Source organism: Halocynthiibacter sp., from assembly GCF_049608145.1.
GTDB lineage: Bacteria > Pseudomonadota > Alphaproteobacteria > Rhodobacterales > Rhodobacteraceae > Halocynthiibacter.
Window position 1 is genome coordinate 1 of record NZ_JBMYXF010000082.1, and the last position, 7711, is coordinate 7711.

Sequence of the window (7711 nt, forward strand, 5' to 3'; positions counted from 1 at the left end):
CGATGAGATTGATTTGGGGATGCCCCAGATCACCTTCAAGACACAGAACCGTGAGAAATGCCTTTTATATGTTCACATATGCACACAGAGATGTGAGCGAAAATATGGCGGTGCCTTCGCAAGGGTGCCTTTGACAAAGGGAGGTGAAGTCCAGGGGAATGCGAAGGTTGCAATACCCAAAAGAAAACCCGCCATGTGGCGGGTGTCCTTGGTGTCCGTTAGCTATCCGTCAGCTGCCAGGCAGTTTTAGCCCGCTGTCCGCAGGATCCATTCCATCGAAGCGGATGCTTTCACCACATCCGCAGGCATCCGAGACATTTGGATTGTTGAATTTAAATCCGCTTTCCAGCAGACTAACTTCATAGTCGACCTCGGTTCCGATCAGAAACATCTGGGCCATGGGGGCGATCATGACGCAGGCGCCATCTTGTTCAACCACCTCGTCATGTGTATCGGCGGCATCGACATATTCCATCGTGTATTCCATGCCGGCACAGCCGCCCTTACGCACACCAATGCGCAGGCCAGCGTGACCTTTGGTCGCCATAAGTTTGGCGATTTGTTTGATCGCGGCAGGGGTCATTGTGACCGCTTGTTTGCCTGGAATACCGAACATCGTGTCGATCCTTACATAAAGCCCAGTTCGAGACGCGCCTCATCTGACATCATCTCCATGCCCCAGGGCGGCTCCCATACAAGTTCGACATTTACGGAACGAATGCCGGGCAGGGGCTCAATCGCTTCGGCGATCCAGCCAGGCATTTCACCCGCAACAGGGCAGCCGGGTGCTGTCAGGGACATGATCACTTCAACGTGGTTTTCTTCACTGATTTCAATCGTATAGATCAAGCCAAGATCATAGATGTTGACCGGTATCTCTGGGTCAAACACAGAACGACAGGCTTCAACCACAGTGTCATACATTTCGTGACTTGTGGATGAAGGTTTGATCAGCGGGGCGCCTTCCATTGGCGCGGATGTATCTGCAGTCATCGTGAGTTCTTTCATTACCTGACTGAAGATATAAGGATTGCCACCCACAACGTCCAGAGGACTTGGTGGCAAAATATAACAGTTGCCCTGTCAGGTGGTCAGAGGTTGTTCCAGGTCATGTAACATCGTGCGAATGTCAGAAGGTATGCTGTCCTCTGAAAAATACCGGCTGTTGCGGGCCGCTTTGATCAGTGACTGAGGTTTTTCGGGCAATCGCTGCAGGATACAGGGGGTGGTGCGTCGCGTTGTTGGGGCTTCTCCTCGGGGCAGGGTTAAGTTTCCGGGGATGAATTCCGTGCTGATACCGTGATCTTTGCTGAGATTGATCATCGCCATCACAGTGATAGAGGTGCAGGGAAACAGCAAGATCGCAAGGCCGTGGTTCTGGCGCAAGGCAATGCCTCTGTATTCGCGATCCTTGGGCAAGGTGGTATGTGACATCAGCAATGTAGACTTTACATCGTACATTTTGACGGTACGTATCCCACGCTGGCTTTTAATCAACAGCGGGCTGCAGACGTAGCGATCAAGTCGCGCCATGGACCGGCGCCAGAAGAGATGAACACCGTCTGAGATTTCTTCAGGGCCTGGGGTGGCGGATTTATCGCCAGGCAACCAATGGGCCGCCTGTTCCCAGTATTTGTTAATTTCAGAAGAGGCGTTGCTGAGTGTGGGTTGCGGCAGGTTTCGGATGTCTTCGCTGTGCAGCGGTTCTGTCAAAATGCGTGCATCAACATTGAAGAACTTACAAATCCTATCCAATATAACAGGCTTCGGATAAGATTCCGAACTTAGATAGCGGTTATATTGGGCGCGATTGATATCCAACAGTCTGGCGACTTCGGAAATATTGCCGACCCGGTTGGTCAGGTGCCTGAGATTGGCGGCGAAAACATGTGCGATTTTCATTTTTACTAGGGTACAGTTTTTAGAGAATTTTCGAATTCTTCATATCAGGATACTAAATAAATGTAAATTTTAAATTTCAGAATATATGGGTGTGTAATTTCACAAATAATTGATTTTGAAGCAAAAATCTAACAATGTGACTCTGAGTTGAGACAGGCCGTCTTATTTGCGTTATTGTGGTTCGCGGGGTTCAGTCGGTATTATTATGCCAGTAACGAGTGCAATAGTTTTAACGAAAACTGTTTTTGGACAGAATGTCCGGTTCGTGTGACTTGCTGGCCTGAGTATGGTCCGAGCAGAAGGCAAACGAGTGAAGCGATTTACTGCACAATTGCAGGATCTGGTCAGCTATTGTGCTGATAAGTTTAAGAACATTTGGGTTTCATCTGTTCTGAACTTTATTCATGAACAGGAGGAGGTCGCTGATAGGGCCGATCAACAGACCCTGCATACTATAGACTAAGATACACCGCCAGGCTGTCAGAACTGACGCTGACAAATTTTCCCTTGGCATTTCAGGAAAAGTGATACATTTCGGTCGTTATGACTAAATTCAGCTATTCTTTAAACGCCACCGACGGAAAAGCCCGGACCGGTGTGATATCAACCCCACGCGGTGAGATCCGTACGCCGGCCTTCATGCCGGTGGGAACCGCCGCAACCGTGAAAGCAATGCTGCCAGAGAGCGTTGCCGCAACCGGGGCGGATATCCTGCTCGGCAATACTTATCATTTGATGCTGCGCCCCACGGCGGAACGCATCGATCGGCTTGGTGGTTTGCATAAGTTTATGAACTGGCAGAAACCAATCCTGACCGATAGTGGCGGTTTTCAGGTGATGAGTCTTGCCGGGCTTCGTAAATTGACCGAAGAAGGCGTGACCTTTTCCAGCCATATCGATGGATCAAAGCACAAGATCACGCCGGAACGTTCTATGGAGATCCAACGTTTGCTTGGGTCTGATATTGTCATGTGTTTTGATGAATGTCCTGCACTGCCTGCAGATAAAAAGCGGATTGCCGAAAGCATGCGCATGTCGATGCGGTGGGCGCAGAGATCACGAGACGCATTCGGCGATCGTCCGGGACATGCGTTGTTTGGGATTATGCAGGGTGGCCTGGAAGAAGACCTACGTGGCGAAAGTGCCCAGGCCCTGCGCGATATCGAATTTGATGGCTATGCAGTGGGTGGCTTGGCCGTGGGCGAGGGGCAGCAGAAGATGTTTGACTGCCTTGATTATGCGCCTGACATGTTGCCGGTGGATAAACCGCGCTACCTGATGGGCGTTGGCAAACCTGATGACATCGTTGGGGCTGTGGCACGCGGCATCGATATGATGGATTGTGTGTTGCCCAGCCGGTCTGGTCGCACGGGGCAGTTGTTCACGCGCCAAGGTGTGGTGAATATCAAAAACGCCCGCCATGCGGATGATCCACGCCCGCTGGACGAAGCCTGTTCTTGCCCGGCCTGCTCGAACTATTCACGCGCCTATTTGCATCATGTGTTCCGCAGCCAAGAGATGATTTCTGGCATGCTTTTGACCTGGCATAACCTGCAATATTATCAAGATCTTATGCAGGGAATGCGCGATGCGATTTCTGAAGGGCGCTTTGCTGCGTTTGAGAAAACCTTCCATGAAACCCGGGCGCAGGGTGATATTGAGCCATTGTAATATTGGGCTGATCCGCCTGAGATCTGTGATGAATAAGCTGAAAGCCGCGTGTTATCGATTAACATGCGGCTTTTTGTTATGACATTCACAGCAACAATAGGATTTATCATGCCCCCATTTTCATTCCGCAGCTTTGTATCAATCTGTGTTTTCACCCTGACAGCCGGACAGGCCCTTGCTGATTCAGAAACCTGTTATGACGACCCAACCCAATGGATGGCCGAGAACGGACATTTGTTAGAGGGGACATGGGTGACCCAAAGTGGGGCTGGATCCTTGAGCATGGGCGGGCAGTCGATGGTATTGCCTGTTCAGAACGAAGCGTTTGACGCCATTATTACGTGGAACGGCGGCGCGATGGAGATCACCAGCACCATGGTGCAGGGCCAGTTCCCGCTGACGGTCTGGGATGGGCCCCGTTTTAACTATACGCCCGGTGCAGAATCCGAGGCCCTTGGCAAAGTGCCAGACATGGATGAATTGGAAATTTTGCATGGGTGTAGCATTCGGATGCAGCCGCAGTTGCATTCCACGGGCACCTATCAAGAACCGGAAGGCACTGTTGAATTTAACCTATATCTGACGGTCCAAAGCGCGGACCATATGGTTGGGGTGACCAAAGGTGTTTTAAACGGCGGGCAAGGGGTTGCACGGCGGTGGATTACGTTTCGCAAATAACGTGAATGCGCCAAATGAATGCACGACTTAATTGATTATACAGAAATTTGCCCTAATTCGGGGCAAACTCTGTTGGAGGAGGGCTGAAAAGCGTGGCGAAACACGTCGGGCCCTCTTGCGGAGAGGAAGTTGGCGGTGCATGATATCGGTCGACTTAAGGGATCAAGGTTGAAAAGGGGGCAATGAACCCCCATCTCAGATCTCCGGAACAGAAAAGTCCGTGGCTGCCGATTGGGGCCTGTGACTTTTGCTAAGCAAGGATTGATAATGCAAGAGCAACTTAACCAGACCTATCCCGTTCTTCCCCTGCGCGATATCGTTGTTTTCCCTCATATGATTGTGCCCCTTTTTGTTGGCCGGGAACGTTCTATTCGTGCGCTGGAAGAGGTGATGCAGGACGACAAGCAGATCATGCTGTCCTGTCAGATGGATCCGTCTGTTGACGAACCAACCGCAGACGGAATTTACCGTATTGGTGTGCTGGCCAATGTTTTGCAGTTGCTGAAGCTGCCCGATGGCACGGTCAAAGTGCTGGTTGAAGGCAAATCACGCGTTAAAATCAGCGAATTTGTAGACAATGAAGATTTCTTCGAAGTCCGCGCCGAAGCCTTGACGGAAGAACCTGGTGATCAGGCCGTTGCCGAAGCCCTGTTGCGGTCTGTAGATCAGGAATTTGAACGTTACGCACGTATCAAAAAGAACATCCCTGAAGAAGCCATGACCGCCGTGTCTGAAACCCGTGAACCGGATGAGCTTTCTGATCTTGTTGCCGGGCATCTGGGCATTGAAGTTGAACAGAAACAGGAAATCCTTGAGACCCTGAATGTTGCGGAACGCCTTGAGAAAATCTACGGGCTGATGCAGGGCGAATTGTCTGTTCTGCGCGTCGAGAAAAAGATCAAAACCCGCGTTAAAACCCAGATGGAACGCACCCAGCGTGAATACTATTTGAATGAGCAGATGAAAGCCATTCAGAAGGAGCTGGGCGACGGGGATGAGGGGCAAAATGAGCTTCAGGAATTGGAAGCAAAGATTGCAGACATCAAACTGTCCAAGGAAGCCCGTGAAAAGGTGGATGCGGAAGTTAAGAAACTGAAATCCATGTCCCCCATGTCCGCAGAAGCGACCGTGGTGCGCAACTATCTGGACTGGATCCTGTCTATTCCGTGGGGTGTGAAATCTCGCGTGAAAAAAGATCTGGGTAATGCGCAGAAAGTGCTCGATTCAGATCATTATGGTCTGGAAAAGGTGAAAGAACGTATCGTTGAATATCTTGCGGTACAGCAGCGTTCCAAAAAACTGAAAGGCCCAATCCTGTGTCTTGTCGGCCCTCCTGGCGTGGGTAAAACCAGCCTGGGTAAATCTGTGGCCAAAGCAACCGGACGTGAATTTATCCGCATTTCCCTAGGCGGCGTGCGTGATGAAAGCGAAATTCGCGGCCACCGTCGAACCTATATTGGATCCATGCCGGGTAAGATCATTCAGGCGTTGAAAAAGGCGAAAACCACTAACCCTCTGATCCTTCTTGATGAGATCGATAAGATGGGTCAGGATTTCCGTGGTGACCCTGCTTCTGCCATGCTGGAAGTGCTTGATCCGGAACAGAACGGCACATTTGTTGATCACTATATGGAAGTCGAATACGACCTTTCCAATGTGATGTTCCTGACCACTGCGAACAGCTATAATATGCCGGGCCCGCTGTTGGACCGGATGGAGATCATTTCTCTGGCCGGCTATACAGAAGACGAAAAAACAGAGATCGCGAAACAGCATTTGATTGCGAAGCAGGTGAAAAACCACGGGTTGCGTAAAGGTGAATTCAAGATCACCGACGACGCGCTTGAGGGTGTGATCCGTTACTACACCCGCGAAGCTGGTGTGCGGAACCTAGAACGCGAGCTGGCGAAACTTGCGCGTAAAGCCGTTACCAAAATCGTTAAGAAAGAAGACGATGCCGTGACTGTGGATGGCGACAATCTGGATGATTTCCTGGGCGTGCGTAAGTATCGTTATGGCCTTGCGGAAACGGACAATCAGGTCGGTGTTGTAACGGGCTTGGCCTGGACATCCGTTGGCGGTGATCTTTTGTCGATCGAAGCGCTGAAACTGCCTGGTAAAGGCCGGATGAAGACCACAGGTAAGCTGGGCGATGTGATGAAAGAATCCATCGATGCGGCCAGTTCATTCGTGCGTTCGATCAGCCCAGAAATCGGCGTGAAGCCCCCAGAATTTGAAAAGCTGGACATCCACGTTCACGTGCCGGAAGGGGCGACGCCAAAAGACGGCCCATCTGCGGGCGTGGGCATGGTGACATCCATTGTGTCTGTACTAACGGGTATCGCAGTGAACCGGGATGTGGCCATGACGGGCGAAGTCACCCTACGCGGCAACGTGCTGGCGATTGGTGGGTTGAAAGAAAAGCTTTTGGCGGCTCTGCGTGGTGGGATCAAAACGGTTCTGATCCCACAGGAAAACGCAAAAGATCTGCCTGAGATCCCTGACAATGTGAAAGAAGGCCTGACAATCATTCCCGTCAGCCATGTGTCAGAGGTTCTAAAGCATGCCTTGGTGGGCGTGCCGGAACCTGTGGAATGGGATGAGGTGGCCGAGGCCGCTGCCCAGGCTGCTTTGGCTGCGCAAAATGTGCCAGGGGCGACAGCCAAACACTGAGTGTTTCACAAGCTTTAATAGAAGGGCGCGGACAATGTTCGCGCCCTTTTTTGTCACATCCGGGGGATAACCGGGGAATGGGCTGGTTTTCAGCCATTTTTAAACCTACCATTGGCGCATAGTAACCGAGGTAGGGATTGAAATGAGTTCGACAAGAAAAACCACGAAAAAACGCAAAACAGGCACAATGACCGCAAAGCCAACCGTGAAACCACAGGCCGCAACACCGGCTGCCCCCGTTCCTACAGCTGCCCCCGTTCCGACGGCTGTTTCTGCGGCCGCGCCTGAAGTGAAAGTTGTGACCCCGGCTGAAGACACCCGGTTCCTGAAAAAGCATCTTTTGGAAAAAGTCGCTGAACGTGCAGGTGTGCGTAAAAACGAAGTCCGTCCGATTCTGGATGCGGTTCTGGCGGAATTGGGCGAAGCTTTAGCCGAAGACGCGGAAATGGTGCTTCAGCCCTTGGGTAAAGTCATGGTCAAACAGGTGAAGGACGTGAAAAACGCCACTGTTTACACCTGCCGTATCCGTCGATCCACCGCGCAATCCGGCGATGCTGCGACAGACACAAGTTTTTCATCCGCCTGATGCAAGCGTAAAGCAGGGCGGAAACTGGTTTTTCTGTGGTATGGTACCGCGTCAGGCGCGCGGGCGAAAAAAAACTACAAAAACATCATTTCTGCCCTTGCACCCCCCCACGCCCCAGGCTAAATCAACGCCTACGGAACGGGTCGTTAGCTCAGTTGGTAGAGCGCTTCGTTTACACCGAAGATGTCGGGAGTTCGAGCC

7 protein-coding genes are annotated in these 7711 nt (G+C 51.4%); 4 read left to right on the plus strand and 3 right to left on the minus strand.

Features of this window, described 5'->3' with window-relative positions; genetic code table 11:
• Positions 1-229: 229 nt before the first annotated feature.
• The 3 genes from ACPGUT_RS15380 to ACPGUT_RS15390 form a co-directional block, all read right to left on the minus strand.
• Positions 230-616 carry a HesB/IscA family protein gene (locus ACPGUT_RS15380; protein WP_423992887.1) on the minus strand — a complete coding sequence of 129 codons (387 nt, stop codon included), beginning with the start codon at positions 614-616 and terminating at the stop codon, positions 230-232.
• An 11-nt stretch (positions 617-627) separates the two neighbouring features.
• Positions 628-993: an SUF system Fe-S cluster assembly protein gene (locus ACPGUT_RS15385; RefSeq protein WP_423992889.1), complete on the minus strand. Its 366-nt coding sequence runs from the start codon at positions 991-993 to the stop codon at positions 628-630.
• Positions 994-1083: 90 nt separating this feature from the next.
• Positions 1084-1902 (minus strand): helix-turn-helix domain-containing protein, encoded by an 819-nt coding sequence (locus ACPGUT_RS15390; protein WP_423992891.1) that lies wholly within the window; start codon positions 1900-1902, stop codon positions 1084-1086.
• A gap of 543 nt (positions 1903-2445) precedes the next feature.
• On the opposite strand from ACPGUT_RS15390, the gene tgt reads away from it, so the two are divergent.
• The 4 genes from tgt (at position 2446) to ACPGUT_RS15410 (ending at position 7510) form a co-directional block, all read left to right on the plus strand.
• Entirely contained in the window at positions 2446-3573 is a 1128-nt protein-coding gene (gene tgt / locus ACPGUT_RS15395) for a tRNA guanosine(34) transglycosylase Tgt (protein WP_423992893.1), read from the plus strand.
• Between the two features lie 108 nt (positions 3574-3681).
• Positions 3682-4251: a hypothetical protein gene (locus tag ACPGUT_RS15400; RefSeq protein ID WP_423992895.1), complete on the plus strand. Its 570-nt coding sequence runs from the start codon at positions 3682-3684 to the stop codon at positions 4249-4251.
• A gap of 267 nt (positions 4252-4518) precedes the next feature.
• A complete protein-coding gene (gene lon, locus ACPGUT_RS15405; protein WP_423992897.1) occupies positions 4519-6924 on the plus strand; it encodes an endopeptidase La in 2406 nt (801 codons plus the stop codon).
• Positions 6925-7066: 142 nt separating this feature from the next.
• Entirely contained in the window at positions 7067-7510 is a 444-nt protein-coding gene (locus ACPGUT_RS15410) for an HU family DNA-binding protein (protein WP_423992899.1), read from the plus strand.
• Positions 7511-7711: the final 201 nt, after the last annotated feature.

Excerpts from the sequence above, each read along its gene's own strand:
- ACPGUT_RS15400 (WP_423992895.1), top strand. The coding sequence starts at position 3,682 with ATGCCCCCATTTTCATTCCGCAGCTTTGTATCAATCTGTGTTTTCACC.
- ACPGUT_RS15390 (WP_423992891.1), bottom strand. The coding sequence starts at position 1,902 with ATGAAAATCGCACATGTTTTCGCCGCCAATCTCAGGCACCTGACCAAC.
- ACPGUT_RS15410 (WP_423992899.1), top strand. The coding sequence starts at position 7,067 with ATGAGTTCGACAAGAAAAACCACGAAAAAACGCAAAACAGGCACAATG.
- tgt (WP_423992893.1), top strand. The coding sequence starts at position 2,446 with ATGACTAAATTCAGCTATTCTTTAAACGCCACCGACGGAAAAGCCCGG.
- ACPGUT_RS15385 (WP_423992889.1), bottom strand. The coding sequence starts at position 993 with ATGACTGCAGATACATCCGCGCCAATGGAAGGCGCCCCGCTGATCAAA.
- lon (WP_423992897.1), top strand. The coding sequence starts at position 4,519 with ATGCAAGAGCAACTTAACCAGACCTATCCCGTTCTTCCCCTGCGCGAT.
- ACPGUT_RS15380 (WP_423992887.1), bottom strand. The coding sequence starts at position 616 with ATGTTCGGTATTCCAGGCAAACAAGCGGTCACAATGACCCCTGCCGCG.